Source organism: Enterobacteriaceae bacterium ESL0689, from assembly GCA_029433525.1.
GTDB lineage: Bacteria > Pseudomonadota > Gammaproteobacteria > Enterobacterales > Enterobacteriaceae > JAQTIF01.
Map to the genome: position 1 here is coordinate 753,725 of JAQTIF010000001.1, position 15,625 is coordinate 769,349.

Below are 15,625 nucleotides of genomic sequence, written 5' to 3' on the forward strand. Positions count from 1 at the left end.
TTACTCCTGCTGATATCCCAGTTTACGCAACATATCGCGCGTTACCAGTACGATGCCCTCTTCGGAGCGGTAGAATCGGCGGGTGTCCTCTTCCGCGTGTTCACCAATCACCATCCCTTCGGGGATCACACAGGCGCGATCAATCACACAGCGATGCAGTCGACAGGAGCGTCCGACCCGGACATCGGGTAATAAAACGGCAGAATCGATATGGCAGAAAGAGTTGATTCGCACCCGAGAGAACAGAACCGACTGCACGACGACGGAGCCCGAAATAATACAGCCACCGGAAACCAGCGAGTTCAGTGTCATACCGTGACTCCCCGAGTGGTCATGGACAAATCGGGCCGGTGGCAGCGGCTCCATATGGGTGCGGATCGGCCAGCTCTGATCGTACATGTCCAGTTCCGGCATCACGGAAGCGAGATCAAGATTGGCTTTCCAGTAGGCGTCCAGGGTGCCGACATCACGCCAGTAGGGTTGTGAATCGGGATCAGACTGGACACAGGAGTGGGTAAAGGGATGGGCGTAAGCGACACCGGCTTCGGTTAATTTAGGAATAATATCTTTGCCAAAATCATGACTGGAGTTTTCGTCGTTATTATCTTCCGTCAACAGATCATAAAGAAAATCGGCATCAAAGACATAGATCCCCATACTGGCCAGTGATTTGCTGGCATCGCCCGGCAGGATCGGGGGGGCGACCGGTTTCTCAATAAAGGCGATAATTTTATTATTTCTGTCTACCGCCATCACGCCAAAAGCCGAAGCTTCTTCGACCGGCACCGGCATACAGGCCACGGTGCAGCAGGCACCTTTTTCCACATGGTCGATCAACATCCGGGAGTAATCCTGTTTGTAGATATGATCGCCCGCAAGGATCATCACATATTTTGCCCGATAGCGACGAACAATATCGAGATTCTGGGTGACCGCGTCGGCCGTTCCGCGATACCAGTTTTCCCCCTGTACTCGCTGCTGGGCAGGCAGCAAATCGACAAACTCGTTCATCTCTTCGCTAAAAAATGACCAGCCACGCTGGATATGCTGCACCAGGGTATGAGACTGATACTGCGTGATAACACCGATACGGCGGATGCCTGAATTAATGCAATTAGATAGCGCAAAGTCGATGATGCGAAACTTGCCGCCAAAATGCACCGCTGGCTTGGCGCGTTTTGCGGTTAAGTCTTTCAGCCGGGTACCCCGTCCGCCAGCAAGAATCAGTGCCACCGTCTTTGTCGGTAGTTCCCGTGCCTGCATTAATAAGTCGTTCTCTTTTAGTCTCACCATGATGACCCCCTTTTTACATCCCTGCCTTTCAGATACCCTCGCCCGATCGAAAATTTCAGGATTTATTTGCGCTGAAAGATACAGATCCCATGCGCGGGTCCATGCCAGATAGTCATAATGCGGTGGTTATCCTCCCCGCTAAAGGGGGGGACGCTGTACCATGTTCCTGCGGGTAAGGTCATCTCGACCTTATCCGGGGTAGCATTCAGGGTGATTAACCAATGGTCAGTCAGCAGGATTTGCATCCGTGTGATCCCGGACTGCCACTCGTCAACCGTTAAAGGTTGTGCATATTGATTGAGCCACTGCACGTTGCCATCGCCTTCCTGCCACCAGCAATTGACGGTCAATGCCGGAATATGGCGACGCAGATGAATGAGTGCGGCAGTAAACGCAATCAGTTGATGATCCGCCTGACGCCAGTCGAGCCAGGTAAGTGCATTGTCCTGACAATAGGCATTATTATTGCCCTGCTGGCTATGCCCTGACTCATCACCGGCCAGCAACATCGGTGTCCCCTGTGCCAGCAGTAGAGTGGTGAGGAGCGCATGGACGCTATTTTGCCGTCGTTTAGCAACATCGGGTGGGCTCGCTAATCCTTCTGTCCCATGATTATGGCTGTAGTTATTGTTGCTGCCATCACGATTGTCTTCACCGTTTGCTTGATTATGTTTTTGCTCGAAACAGACACAGTCACGTAAGGTGAAGCCATCGTGAGCGGTCACCAGGTTGATGGCGGCGGCGGGTTGACGGCCATTGCGGCAAAAGCGATCACTGGAAGCCGCAAAGCGGCGGGCAAACTCTCCTGATGAGAGATTGTTTTGCAACCAGAAACGTCTGGTGGAATCGCGAAAAAGATCATTCCACTCGGCAAACAAAGGCGGAAAATTGCCCGCCTGGTAGCCATCGGGGCCGATATCCCAGGGTTCGGCAATCAATTTGACGGCTGCCAGGTGTGGGTCCTGGCGGATGGCTTCAAACAGCGGTGCATCCTGGCGAAATTCTGGGGTACGTCCCATCACGGTTGCCAGATCGAAACGGAAACCATCAACGTGACACTCATCGACCCAGAAACGTAGGCACTGGCGGGCATATTCCACCACTGCAGGATGGCTGAGATTGAGCGTATTACCGCAACCACTCCAGTTGATATAATCGCCTGTTGGCTGAAGCCAGTAATAACTACGGTTGTCGATGCCGCGTAGTGAAATTGTGGGGCCGCTCAGATCGATTTCGGCACTGTGATTGAGCACGATATCAAGGATCACTTCGATACCGGCTGTATGCAACGCTTTGATGGCATCACGTAATTCATTCAGCGCCCGTGCCGGTACGCGGGCATAGCGTGGTTCGACGGCAAAGAGCGCCAGCGGGTTATAGCCCCAGTAATTACGCAAGCCCATTTGTTGCAGGCGGGGTTCGGTGGCAGATTGCGCCACTGGCATTAGCTCCAGTGTGGTGATGCCAAGGGTATGAAAATAGTCGATCATTCGTGGGTGAGCTAACGCCTGATAGGTGCCGCGAATGTCGGCCGGGAGATCAGGATGCAGCCAGGTCAGCCCTTTGACATGTGCTTCATAGATAACCGTCTGACCCCAGGGGATGGCGGGAGGCGTATCATTACCCCAGTCGTAGCGCAGATCGACCACCTGTGATTTAGGGGCAATCGCGGCGCTATCATGCGGATCGGGCGACTGATCGCCACCGAACAGGCGCGCATCATCGCATAATTCGCCGACAACTTGATGAGCGCAAGGATCGAGCAGCAATTTGGCCGGATTAAAGCGATGTCCCTGCGCCGGTTGCCAGGGCCCATGCACCCGGTAGCCATAGCGCAATCCCGGTCTGCCCGTCGCCAGAAAGCCGTGCCAGATATCGCCACTGCGCCTCGGTAAATCAGCACGCTGTTCGTGACCTTCGGCATCGAACACACATAACTCGACGCGCTCGGCATGGGCGGAAAAGAGCGCAAAATTAACTCCGTTACCCTCGTAGCGGGCACCTGAGGGTGTCGGCTTGCCTGCGGTCAGCGTGATCATTGCGCCTCCCGAACCAGCCAGAGCGTTGCCAGTGGCGGCAGGGTTATTGACAGTGAATGCGCACGCCCGTGGCTGGCGATGGCCTCGCTTTCCACACTGCCACCGTTACCGGCGTTGCTGCCATGATAGTGCTGCGAGTCGGTATTTAACGCTTCACGCCAGCGGCCTGGTTGATTGATGCCGAAACGGTAGTTGTCACGCGGCACCGGAGTAAAATTGCTGGCGACGATAATCTCGTTGCCCGCTTTATCGCGACGCACAAAGACAAAAACCGATCGCTGATGATCATCCACCACCAGCCATTCAAAACCATCAGGGGAAAAGTCCTGTTGGTATAGTGCTTTATGATGACGATAGATCTGATTCAGATCACGTACCAGACGTTGTACACCGTGATGCCAGTTATCTTCGCCTGCCAGCAGATGCCAGTCGAGACTACTGTCATGGTTCCACTCCCGCCCCTGAGCAAACTCATTGCCCATAAACAGTAGTTTTTTTCCCGGAAAGGCAAACATCCAGCCATAATAGGCGCGCAGATTAGCGAACTTCTGCCAGGCATCACCGGGCATGCGGTCAAGCAACGATTTTTTACCGTGGACCACTTCATCATGCGACAGTGGCAGCACAAAGTTTTCGCTGTAGTGATAGAGCATGCCGAAAGTCATTTTATCGTGATGATAACGACGGTGAACCGGATCAAGGCTCATGTAGTCGAGCGTATCGTGCATCCAGCCGAGGTTCCATTTAAACCAGAAACCGAGACCGCCCATATCCGGCGGGCGGGAAACACCGGCGAAATCGGTGGATTCTTCGGCGATAGTCACCGCACCGGGTGCTTGCTCACCAAGCACCCGATTGGTATTACGCAGAAATGCTATCGCTTCGAGATTCTCTTTGCCACCATACTCATTAGGCAACCATTCACCGGGCTGGCGGCTGTAGTCGCGATAGATCATCGACGCGACAGCATCTACCCGCAGCGCGTCGATCCCAAAGCGTTCGACCCAGTACAAGGCGTTGCCCAACAGAAAATTACTCACTTCCCGCCGACCATAGTTATAAATCAACGTATTCCAGTCCTGATGATAACCTTCACGGGGATCGTTGTGTTCGTACAGCGCAGTACCGTCAAAGGTTGCTAGGGCAAAATCATCGGCCGGAAAATGGCCCGGCACCCAGTCGAGGATCACACTCAGTCCGGCTTGATGAGCGGCATTGATGAAGTAGCGAAAATCATCGCGGGTGCCGAAACGACGGGTCGGGGCATACAGGCCCGTGGGCTGATAACCCCAGCTGGCATCAAACGGGTGTTCATGGATCGGTAACAGTTCGAGGTGAGTAAATCCCATCCATTTCACATAAGGGATTAACTGGTCAGCCAGTTCGCGATAACTCAGCCAGAAATGGTTATCGGTGTGGCGACGCCAGGAGCCGGGATGAACTTCATAAATGGAAACAGGGGCATCAAACTGGTTATTTTGCTGACGTCTGGCGGGGGGGGTGACCTTTTCCGGCAGGCCACAGATAAGCGAGGCGCTTTCCGGGCGCATCTGTGCTTCAAAAGCGTAAGGATCGGCTTTGATACGTAATCGACCGTATGCGTCGATCAGCTCAAATTTATATAACTGCCCTTGATGGACGCCAGGGATAAATAGTTCCCAGATCCCGGAGGATTGCCGCAAGCGCATAGGGTGACGTCGGCCATCCCAGTAGTTAAATTCACCCACCACGGAAACCCGGCGCGCATTGGGCGCCCAGACCGAAAAGCGGGTTCCCGGAACGTCATCGATGGTGTCAGGATGGGCACCCAGCACTTCATAAGGGCGTAAATGCGTCCCCTCGGCCAGTAACCAGATATCCAGATCCTGCAATAGTGTGCCAAAACGGTAGGGATCGTCGATCACATAGTGCTGATCGTGCCAGTTTACCTGCAGCTGGTAGCGGAATAGTTTCTTGCGCCGGTGGATCAGGGCGCTAAAAAATCCACGCGGATCGAGACAGGCCAGTTTACCGACCTTACGGCTGTTTTTCTGATCGATGACCCAGACCTCACGGGCATCAGGCAATAATGCGCGGACTTCAATTCCGGCAGTGGTCGCGTGCATCCCCAGCACAGAAAAAGGATCGGCGAAATAACCTGAGATAAGTGCATCGATCACATTTTCATCAACATGATCAGGCATAGTTTCATCCTGTGGTCAGTATCGTCTGCCCGGAGGAGACAATTTCTTGATCTCAATAAGCGCAAGTACACCTTACATCCTGCGGCTCCCTTTTATTTTCAGGTTTAAAGCATAGTCAATGTCTTTTTGCCTATGGTAAAAAAGGGGGATCATATCCCCCTTTTTGTCCATTTCGTTCAGCGTAATATTAAGTAAGCTGGCGTAACATGCGCCGTAGTGGCTCAGCGGCACCCCATAACAGTTGATCGCCCACCATAAACGCCGAAAGATATTCCGCGCCCATATTGAGCTTACGCAGGCGTCCTACCGGCGTGGTTAACGTGCCCGTCACGGCGGCGGGGGTCAGTTCACGTAGCGTGATATCACGATCATTGGGCACGACTTTGGCCCACGGATTATGCGCGGCCAGCATCGCTTCGATAGTCGGGATCGAGACGTCTTTTTTCAGTTTGATGGTGAATGCCTGGCTATGGCAACGTAGCGCCCCGACGCGAACACACAACCCATCGACCGGAATCAGTGATGAGGTGGCGAGGATTTTATTGGTCTCCGCCTGGCCTTTCCACTCTTCACGGCTCTGACCATTCGGCAGTTGTTTATCGATCCACGGGATCAGACTGCCCGCCAGCGGTACGCCAAAGTTATCGACCTGCAGTTCACCGCTACGGGTCAGGGTGGTGACTTTGCGTTCGATATCCAGGATCGCCGAGGATGGATCGGCAAGATCGGTCGTCACATGCTGATAGAGCTGGCCCATCTGGGTCAGCAGTTCGCGCATATGGCGTGCGCCTCCCCCCGATGCGGCCTGGTAAGTGGCGACGCTGACCCATTCAATCAGATCGCTGGCAAACAGGCCGCCCAGCGACATCAGCATCAGGCTGACGGTACAGTTACCGCCGATAAACGTTTTGATACCGTTGTTCAGTCCGGCATCAATCACTGCCTGGTTGACTGGATCGAGGATAATGATCGCATCATCGGCCATGCGTAAGGAAGAGGCGGCGTCGATCCAGTAGCCCTGCCAGCCGCTGTGACGTAGCTTGGGATAGATCTTACTGGTATAGTCTCCCCCCTGGCAGGTCACAATAATGTCCAGCCCTTTCAGGGCGTCCAGGTCATAGGCATCCTGTAACGTGCCGTCAGCATGATCACTAAAAGAAGGCGCGGGTTGCCCTGATTGTGAAGTGGAAAAGAAAACCGGGCGGATCGTGGCAAAGTCATGCTCTTCGAGCATACGTTGCATGAGTACCGATCCGACCATGCCACGCCAGCCAATAAAACCAACATTTTTCATAAATTATTTCCTGGGGGAAGTGGTGTGTCGTTTGTATCAGGCCAGTTAATGGCCAACGCTTCCACATTACAAAATGTAGTTAAAGTTGCAAGTGAAATTAATCAATGATGCAGGCGTTATCAGTAAAGTCATTTATTTTACGCGCTGCAGCGGGCATAAGAAGCGGCATTGATCCGAACAATGCCGCTTGAGTGAATCCATGTGCTGCCCCTAAAAGTGGGATACATCCTTGAGTAAGGTGCGTTTTCAGGGGGCAGCTTATTGATCAGCAGTGATCAGTGCGTTTCCGGCGAGCCATCATGACGAATGCGGGCCACATCGTCGGCATCGAAAAGGTAATGATGACCGCAATAGTCGCAATGCATATCAATTTTGCCTTCGTCAGCGAGAATGCTCTCGACCTCTTGATCTGACAACGTTTTCAGCGCACTGACGCAACGTTCACGGGAACAGGAACATTTGAATTCGACCTTTTGCGGATCGTAAACGGTCACCTCTTCATCGTGGTACAGACGCCACAGCACATCAGTCGCCGACAGACTGAATAGCTCATCGGCGGTGATGGTCTCTGTCAGCACCGCCAGATGATCGAAATCGGTGGATTGCGTTTCCTGGGCTGGCATCATCTGAAGTAACATCCCCCCGGCCATCGGTTTACCCTGATACTCACCGGTACGCAGGTAAAGACGGGTGGGTAACTGTTCTGAGCGCTGAAAATAATCGACCAGACAATCTGCCAGCGTTTCTCCCTCCAGCGCGACCACCCCCTGATAGCGTTCCCCGTCATTCGGGGTGATAGTAATCACCAGCGCCCCGTTACCGACCAGGGTTTTCAGACTGGCATCTGCGGCAATATCGCCTTCAAAACGTGCGACACCGCGCATTTGCTGCTGATTATTACCGTTAATCACCGCCAGAGAGAGTGGGCCATCCCCCTGAAGCTGAACTGTAATATTGCCAGCAAATTTGAGCGTGGCGGTCAGCAAGCTGGTAGCCACTAACAGCTCGGCGAGTACATTCTGTACCGGCTGTGGGTAGTGATGATGAGCCAGAATGTGTTCCAGTGTGTCCGATACGGTCACCAGTTCACCGCGCACGGCATAGTTTTCAAATAGATAACGATATAGTTGATCGTGTTTTATCATAATGGCCTCTCTTGCTGGCAACCTATGCCTGCGGATTACGGGTATATACTGATTATCCTTACGACTACCGCAGATCGGCGGCAGCCCATTCCTGGCTATGCGGCCAGGGGGTGGCTCATCTGCGCCGTGGCGCAACCAGAGCCATTGGGGTGGGGCGGGTGATTATTCATTGCTACCCAGTTTAAATCGCACCAGTTCGCGACGCTCTTTCTTATCCGGGCGTCGGTCGGGGTGCGGTAGCGTTAATATATTCATTTTGCGAGCCAGCGCCATTTTCTCTCGTTTCTCAATACTTTCTGCTGTTTCCTGATACAAAGCCGCCGCTTCACTGGCCGGTCGGCGCTGTTCGGTGATGCCTTTAATGATGATGGTACGCTGATCATGACCCTGACGTAGGGTTAAAATAGCGCCCGGTTCGACGATTTTCCCCGGCTTAGTATGCTGACCGTTATAGTGTACTTTACCACCATCGATCATCGCCCGTGCCAGCGCCCGTGTTTTATAAAAACGGGCAGCCCACAGCCATTTATCTAACCGCACAGGCACATTCGGTGTCTCTTTCATCGCTTCTCCTTTGACGATTAGCGTACAGCGCAGCAGATCGCCGCCATCTGGCATCACCCGGTACGCCAGCTATCCAGAGATGTGGGTGAAAAGTGATAAATCAAGGTGCCTGTGGCGAACAGAATACATGCCGCTAGGTTGTTGGTGGATAAGGTATCGGATTCAGACGGCTGGCATAATATTCTGCAATGGCCGCCATCCGTTGACGATGACGGCGATAGCGAATCATCGCCAGCGTACCCTGACAGGCAACACAGAGCAGCATCGTGGATAATAATAGCGTGGTGGCAATGTAGTGCCAGTGTTCGCCAGGATCGGTCAGCGGATGCAGCAGGATGTGCTGGGTCCCTTTGATATCGGTATGGATATGGGTCACGATCCCTTCGGCATGAAAGGGGATGTGCGTCAGATTATCAGACAGTCGCTGTAATTTATCCCACTGATCCCGGGCGGAATAGTCTGGCAGGTTGAGGGTTGTCCAGGGTTGATTGACCAGATCATGATTTTCGTCGCTGGCAATCAGAAAACCGCCGGCAACATGATTATTGAGTACTTCTGCTGCACGTAATGTTTCCCGACTGATAAAGGGCGTGGTGGAGGTGGTGACCAGGTTTTCCAGTGATTCTGCGCTAACCGGGCGCAGCAGAACATTCACCCCTTTAAGCTTACCTGAGAGGGTTCGTTTGGTGAGCGTCTCCCAGTCAGGGGAATTGCCGAGGTTAACCAGCGCGTTTTTCAAACGAACACAATCGTTTTGCTGTGCGCAGAGCTGATGCGTTTTGATGACAATATCAGCAAAGTCATCCAGTAATATCAGATCGGATTTCTCAATGGCTGAGCGTAATGTCGCACTGATATGGGTGTCATCATTCGCGCTCCGATGAAGCTGACGTTGCACGGACTGAAGCAGCGCCGTGGCTTTGTTGACAATGCTGGAGGCCGGGAGCGGCAGAGCCGGTGTATCATTCCAGAGGATTTGCGAACAATCAAAGGGCATAAATGGCGAGAACTCTTTCTCTGGCCAGTTATCGACAGGCTGGATCTTACACATTCCGATCCCCTGTAGACGTAATGTATCGCCAATACGAATCTTTGCTTTTTCGAGTTGGGTGACCGTTGTGGCGGTAATGGGGCGCGTCTCCTGAAGCCATGACAGGGTGAATTTTACCGGCATCGCTAATGGTACTGTCGCTAAGAGCAGCATCACGATCCATAGTGCGCCAGCAGCGATAATGGTGCTACGTAACCAGTGCTGCAGGGGAAAGTTTTTGACCTCATCATGCAAGGATAAAAACTCGCCCTGGCGAACGATGTGACGATCAGGATAGACTTCGACATGACCCGATTTGCCAAATTCATGGGTAATCCACTGGTGCCAGTGATGAGGATAGGTCAGATCAAATAAGCCCAGTGAGATATTGTTAATCTGCACGAGGTTATTTTCACCAAACAGCCCCCAGGGTTTGGCAACCCCATGTAAGCAATGAATTTTGCGCAGAGCGGCACGACGGGGTGGCAAATAGATCTTCACGATACCGGCCAGCAATAGCAGTATGCCACCCCCCGCCAGCCACGGAATAAAGACACTGGCGCTGATCAGGCTGAGGTAAAATAGCAGGAATGCCGCGACGATCAACAGGGCTTCATAGATACCATGCGGGTGGCTAAAAGCATACTCTTCTGCTGTTTCCTGACGAATTTTCAGTAAGGTAGTGGGCTCATTTTCCTGACCGCAAATCGACGCGGGAGGTATGCGTTGGGCAAAATAGTGTTGCCGCTCCTGGAGCGAGTCGTTGAGTGTATGACCATTGAGCGCGATCACCAGCGGCAACTGATTGCCAGGGATCAGTTCGATATGGTTTTTATCCTCGATATGCTGTTCCCAGAACGGCGGCAGATGCACTTCGGTTGAGTCGAGAAAATAACGTAATTGATACGGATTATCGCGGGTGATCCCGTAGCGTGTAATGGCGCGGGTGACGATAAAAACCGTCTCGTTTTTATCAGACAGTGTCAGTTCAGCGGATGCTGCGCGTGTATCAGAGGTCAGTGCGGGCTGAGTACGGTTAAATTCTGTGAGGTAACTTTCTGCCGCCTGACGCTCTTCGGTGGAAAGTTTGCGTATCGTCGCATCATTAAAAAGCTGCAATAAAGGTAAGCGGTGACGCCTGACATATAACCGGTATCTCCAGCCAATAAGCCCTATGCCTGCTAGCAGCGGGATGCAAGCGATCAGAAAAGTGCTCATGCCAGTCCTGTCATTATGATTTTCTGATTAATTAATATTGCGCTATCAATATGCGTTGTAATAGTTCGGGAGACTGATTGCATAATATAGAAAATCATAAGCTGATAGCAATGGTGAAAAGGCCAGAATGAATAAGTTTCCCGTCGCCTGGTGAGACGACGATTATCTCCAGGCTCTTAAGGTGAATGTTGATTGATTATGTATGCCAACGGCGGTTTTGAGCTATCGGACTTTTTCTGGTTTTTCCTCTGGGGGGCGGGATCGTTGTGCTGCGTGGTCAATTTATCGTGAATAACATTGCCGAAACGATGCGCGATGTCGCACAATGATCTGGGTAATAACAGAACAGATCACCGCCAATGAGTAAATCATCACAAAAACCCGCTATTCTTCACGTTGAAACGGTTGCGCGCTCGCGTCTTTTTAATATTGAACGTGTCGATCTGCAATTCAGCAATGGTGTCTTTCGTGTTTATGAACGTATGCGCCCCTGTGACTGTGAAGCAGTGATGATTGTGCCGATCATCGATGATCACCTGATTTTAATTCGTGAATATGCAGTAGGCACTGAAAGTTATGAGCTGGGGTTTCCCAAAGGGATGATGGAACCTGGCGAATCGATGCAGCAAGCAGCTAACCGTGAACTGAAAGAGGAGATCGGATTCGGTGCTAATAACGTGACGTTTCTGAAAAAAATGAGCATGGTTCCCTCCTGTTTTTCCAGTATGATCAATGTGATAGTCGCAGAAAACCTGTATCCGGAATCGCTGCCGGGAGATGAGCCAGAGCCCTTAACCCAGGTGCGCTGGCCATTATCGCAGCTCATGGCTTTACTGGCGGAAGAAGATTTTAATGAAGCACGTAACGTCAGTGCGCTGTTTCTGGCTCGTGAATGGCTGCTGGCACAAGGACGCTTGTCTGGTAGGTAGTAACGATTTCTGCAAGAGAGGTGTTTCGGGAGTTCAATGCCATTGCTTTCCTGTGCGATTGAGTGTCGGACTCGTCAGGTTGTCTGGGTTCTCGGCAGTGGCCGAAATCCTGACGTATGACCTGTACGCTGCGCTGGCTGCGCCAATGACATCTGCTGGGATGGACATTAAAGCGGGTAATCTTCATATTCCCAGGCGAAGACACGGGAGAGTTTTTGTGCGATCTCCATCCAGTCACGGCCTTCACACTGATCGATATAATCAGTGATAGTTTTTGTGATTTCATCGGGATCGTATTTACGTACCAGAAGGGTATGGCGCATCAGCTCTGGTAACCACTGATTTTTGCAAAGCCATTCGGGGGTGCATACCCTTAACCACCGCAGCCAGCCTTGGATCTAATTTCGCGATATTATTCAGATTCTGCTGTGTTAGTTCTTCTTTCAGCCTGGGATAAGTGGCGACATTTTCCGCGCCACGGGGATGATTCCCGTTCTCTTTTGCGGACGCTATCGCTGACTTTTCTGCACCGGCTATCTCTTCGCTATTTGTCCCCGCTTTATGTATCGCACTGTATTTCCCGCCAATACCGGCACTGGCAAATCCATCGGCCGCAGCGCCCAGCAGAGAAGCCCATTTCTGCTCATCGCTGCCTGCGCCAAAAATTTTGCCGCCGATAAAGTCACCAGTATAGCCACCACCGATGCTGCCGACAGCGCCGAAAAAAGCCACAGCTGGGCCTGCCAGCACGGCTGTGGCGCCGACGCCGACGGCCATCAGCGTCCAGTTAACCCAGCCGGGGATTTCCGGGTTGATATCGTCGGTCTGAACCCGGCCGCCACCGATGAAAACATTGGGTGACCCTTCGCTGATGGTGGCACTGCAGCTCAGCCTGTCACCGACCCGGGCGACAGGATAGCTATTGATAAACACATTGCTGGAACCTTCCGCCACCACCTGTAATCCGGGGCCATGCTCATCGCAGTCACCGGCAGAGAGATGGGCGATAATCGCCGGTTTGCCGTTGATGAAGACATTGGGCGAGCCCTTTACCAGCACCCCGGTTTTATGCCTGGGTGCCCAGGACATGGAGCCGGGCACTTCCCCCAGTCCGGCACCTCCGGCGGCACCGGCACCGACAGTGGCGGCAACGACAATGGCACTCATTCCCCCGGTGGCGACAACCGCCGCTGCGCCGAGCAGTGTGCCGCCGACAGCCCCGGCAATCAGCCAGCCCTGTGAGGCAGTATGTTCAACCGCGTCCCCTTCACGGGCGGCAGCAAATGTATCGTGACGCATTCCTGGTTCAGTCGCTCATTTATCGCTAATAGCCCACGATATTTTTCTCAGAAAAGCTCGTGAACGTCGCCATCGCTATCGATAACGACGGTCCCTGCCTCCTGAATCGATTGCTGGGTGGGCTGGGTTCCTTCAATAAAATATTCCGGATAGCCGCTACCGCCACTGGCTAATTGCCCGCTGTTACGGTCGATATTAATAGTCACCACGCCAACAGGGGGTGTTAATGGCTCTTCCGGTACACCGTCAAGCACCTGTTTCATAAAGTTATCCCAGGCAGGCTGGGCACTTTTTGCACCGCCTTCATAACCGGAAATCTGATCTTTAATCGCACCGGATACCGTGGTTTTTCCCAAATCGCGACGATGATCATCAAAGCCAATCCATACGGTTGTCACCACCCCAGGGCCGTATCCGGAGAACCACGCATCTTTTGAACTGTTCGTCGTGCCTGTTTTTCCGCCAACATCGCGGCGCTGCAGGTCGCGCCCGGCACGCCAGCCTGTTCCCATCCAGCCAGGTTCACCAAAAATATTACTGTTCAGCGCACTCTTTATCAGGAAAGCCAGCGGCGTATTAATCACATGTGGCGCATATTCTGAAGCCATGCCGCTTTGCACCAGGGGCGTTTGACTGTTCTGATCTGACGGGGTGTACGCGGGTGCGGGCGTTGTGGCGGCGATATTTTCAGTATCGCTCTCAGTCAGAATATTCGATCTCGTCGTCTCGCCGTAAATTACCGGTAAATTACACTGCGGACAGGCAACTTTCGGTTTAGCTTCAAAAATAACATGATCTCTGTCGTTCTCAATCTTGCTGATAAAGTAGGGCGTAATCAGAAAGCCCCCATTGCTCATCACGGCGTAACCGCGTGCCACCTGTAGCGGCGTAAAAGAGGCGGAGCCCAGGGCGAGGGATTCGGTACGAACGATATTTTGTTCGGGAAAGCCGAAACGTTGCAGATATTCTGCCGCGTAATTGACGCCCATCGCGCGCATCGCGCGCACCATGACCACGTTTTTTGACTGTCCCAGCCCCTGGCGCAGGCGAATAGGTCCGGCATATTGTGGTGGTGAATTTTTCGGTTGCCAGTCAGAACCGGCACCAGCATCCCAGCGGGAAATCGGCACATCGTTAAGGATACTCGCCAGCGTTAAGCCTTTATCCATCGCCGCGGTATAGAGAAAGGGCTTAATGTTTGACCCGACCTGACGCAGTGCCTGGGTAGCGCGGTTGAATTTGCTCTGATTAAAACTAAAGCCGCCAACCAGTGCGATAATCGCACCATTTTGTGGGTTGACAGCCACCAGCGACGAATTGACATCCGGAAGCTGCGACAGCCACCATGAACCGTTCACCTGACGCAACCAGATTTGCTCTCCGGCTTGTAAGACCTCGTCCACTTTACGTGGCATCGCCCCTTGCGAGGTATCAGAAATAAAACGGCGTGCCCAGCGAATACTCTCTGTATTTAATGTCACTGATGTACCGTTGGCTAACAGCACTGTCGCCGTTTGCGGACTGACCGACAGAACGGCGGCAGGGGAGAGCGGCGGGTAGTCAGGTAGTGCTTTCAGAGCGGCGATGATCCTGGCCCGGCTCCACGATGCCCCACTGCTTTTCCACCATATGTTTGCCGGGCCGCGGTAGCCGTGGCGCATATCATAATCCAGGATATTGTCACGAACCGCCTGTTGCGCCGCCTGCTGATTTTTACGGGTAATGGTGGTATAGACCCGATAACCATCTTCATATGCTTGTTCACCATAGCGATTGAACATCTCCTGACGCACCATCTCACTGAGATAGGGCGCAGAGAAGACGACCTCCGGCGCATGATAATGGGCGTTAATAGTTTCGCTACTCGCATGGTTATAATCTGACTGAGTGATATAACCTTCGTTTAGCATTCGCGTGAGGACAACATTGCGGCGCTGGGTGGCACGCGCCATCGAATACAGTGGATTGAACGTTGATGGTGCTTTTGGCAGCCCGGCAATAATCGCCATTTCGCTCAGGCTCAGCTGGTCGGGCGTTTTACCAAAGTAAACCTGTGCCGCGGCACCCACACCATACGCACGATAACCGAGGTAGATTTTATTCAGATACAGTTCAAGAATTTCTCTTTTCGTCAGTAGCTGTTCAATGCGGATAGCCAGAAAAACTTCTTTGATTTTACGTATAAAGGTTCTTTCGGGACTCAGAAAAAAGTTACGTGCCAGCTGTTGGGTAATAGTACTGGCACCTTGCGAAACACGACCCGAGAACATCGCAATACTGACGGCGCGAAAAATTCCGACGGGATCGATGCCGTGATGTTCATAGAAACGGCTATCTTCGGTCGCAATAAACGCATTTACCAGCTCAGGCGGGATGTCCTGCAATGTTATGGGAATACGACGTTTCTCGCCATATTGTGCAATTAATTCACCTTCCGCGCTGTAGACCTGCATCGGGATCTGCAAATGTACATCTTTCAATGTGGCAACATCAGGAAGCTGTGGCTCGACATATTTATAAAGACCAATAATCGATCCGACTCCCAACAGAATGCAACAAATGACAAAAATCAATAAATACTTTACGAGCTTCACCGGATATTTCCCATCTGGTTTGATGCGAGCAGTTTAT

Annotated in this window: 10 protein-coding genes and 1 pseudogene; 1 reads left to right on the forward strand and 10 read right to left on the reverse strand. The window is 52.4% G+C overall.

From position 1 onward, the window contains the following. The 7 genes from glgC to PT300_03755 all read right to left on the reverse strand — a co-directional run bounded on the left by glgC (position 1) and on the right by PT300_03755 (position 10,766). Entirely contained in the window at positions 1–1,293 is a 1,293-nt protein-coding gene (gene glgC / locus PT300_03725; GenBank protein ID MDF7679765.1) for a glucose-1-phosphate adenylyltransferase, read from the reverse strand. Between the two features lie 62 nt (positions 1,294–1,355). Beyond that, positions 1,356–3,332, reverse strand: coding sequence for a glycogen debranching protein GlgX (glgX, locus tag PT300_03730; GenBank protein ID MDF7679766.1), 1,977 nt, complete (start codon positions 3,330–3,332; stop codon positions 1,356–1,358). Beyond that, positions 3,329–5,515: a 1,4-alpha-glucan branching enzyme gene (gene glgB, locus PT300_03735; protein ID MDF7679767.1), complete on the reverse strand. Its 2,187-nt coding sequence runs from the start codon at positions 5,513–5,515 to the stop codon at positions 3,329–3,331. Before glgB ends, glgX begins: the two co-directional genes overlap by 4 nt. 187 nt (positions 5,516–5,702) lie before the next feature. Continuing rightward, positions 5,703–6,809 (reverse strand): aspartate-semialdehyde dehydrogenase, encoded by a 1,107-nt coding sequence (asd, locus tag PT300_03740; GenBank protein ID MDF7679768.1) that lies wholly within the window; start codon positions 6,807–6,809, stop codon positions 5,703–5,705. 275 nt (positions 6,810–7,084) lie between these two features. Further along, entirely contained in the window at positions 7,085–7,954 is an 870-nt protein-coding gene (gene hslO / locus PT300_03745; protein ID MDF7679769.1) for an Hsp33 family molecular chaperone HslO, read from the reverse strand. 162 nt (positions 7,955–8,116) lie between these two features. Next, positions 8,117–8,518, reverse strand: coding sequence for a ribosome-associated heat shock protein Hsp15 (gene hslR / locus PT300_03750; GenBank protein ID MDF7679770.1), 402 nt, complete (start codon positions 8,516–8,518; stop codon positions 8,117–8,119). A 133-nt stretch (positions 8,519–8,651) separates the two neighbouring features. Further along, a complete protein-coding gene (locus tag PT300_03755; GenBank protein MDF7679771.1) occupies positions 8,652–10,766 on the reverse strand; it encodes an IgaA/UmoB family intracellular growth attenuator in 2,115 nt (704 codons plus the stop codon). A 359-nt stretch (positions 10,767–11,125) separates the two neighbouring features. On the opposite strand from PT300_03755, the gene nudE reads away from it, so the two are divergent. Next, entirely contained in the window at positions 11,126–11,695 is a 570-nt protein-coding gene (nudE, locus tag PT300_03760) for an ADP compounds hydrolase NudE (GenBank protein MDF7679772.1), read from the forward strand. A gap of 167 nt (positions 11,696–11,862) precedes the next feature. Here nudE and PT300_03765 read toward each other — a convergent pair whose 3' ends face one another. From PT300_03765 to mrcA, 3 genes and pseudogenes are all read right to left on the reverse strand, one after another. Next, positions 11,863–12,018 carry an Imm8 family immunity protein gene (locus tag PT300_03765; GenBank protein MDF7679773.1) on the reverse strand — a complete coding sequence of 52 codons (156 nt, stop codon included), beginning with the start codon at positions 12,016–12,018 and terminating at the stop codon, positions 11,863–11,865. A gap of 277 nt (positions 12,019–12,295) precedes the next feature. After that, positions 12,296–12,994, reverse strand: a pseudogene (locus PT300_03770) (PAAR domain-containing protein). Positions 12,995–13,041: 47 nt separating this feature from the next. Then, positions 13,042–15,588: a peptidoglycan glycosyltransferase/peptidoglycan DD-transpeptidase MrcA gene (gene mrcA, locus PT300_03775; protein MDF7679774.1), complete on the reverse strand. Its 2,547-nt coding sequence runs from the start codon at positions 15,586–15,588 to the stop codon at positions 13,042–13,044. Positions 15,589–15,625: the final 37 nt, after the last annotated feature.